Consider the following 271-nt stretch of genomic DNA (forward strand, 5'->3'; position numbering starts at 1 on the left):
AGGCCTGCCGGCGGGGATTGTGGCATGTACCGGACTTTTCATCCTGACGTACAGACGGCTGTTTGACAAACGAATCCGCAACACCAGCTCGCCATCGGATATCCTTATCCTCATCCTGCTGCTGTTCATGATGCTGTCAGGCGTTGCCGCCACGTTTCTTAACATTGATTCGAAAGGATTTGATTACAGGACAACAGTCGGGCCGTGGTTCAGGGAGATCTTTTTGTTCAGCCCTGACGCCTCTTTGATGGAGAGTGTCCCGCTATGGTTT

1 protein-coding gene is annotated in these 271 nt (G+C 52.0%); it reads left to right on the forward strand.

All coding sequences use genetic code 11. The features are described 5' to 3' along the window. On the forward strand, positions 1 to 271 hold a 271-nt coding region (narI, locus tag CF394_RS15335; RefSeq protein ID WP_094944809.1), incomplete at both ends, for a respiratory nitrate reductase subunit gamma.

The organism is Tetzosporium hominis, assembly GCF_002265435.1.
GTDB classification, from domain to species: domain Bacteria; phylum Bacillota; class Bacilli; order Bacillales_A; family Planococcaceae; genus Chryseomicrobium; species Chryseomicrobium hominis.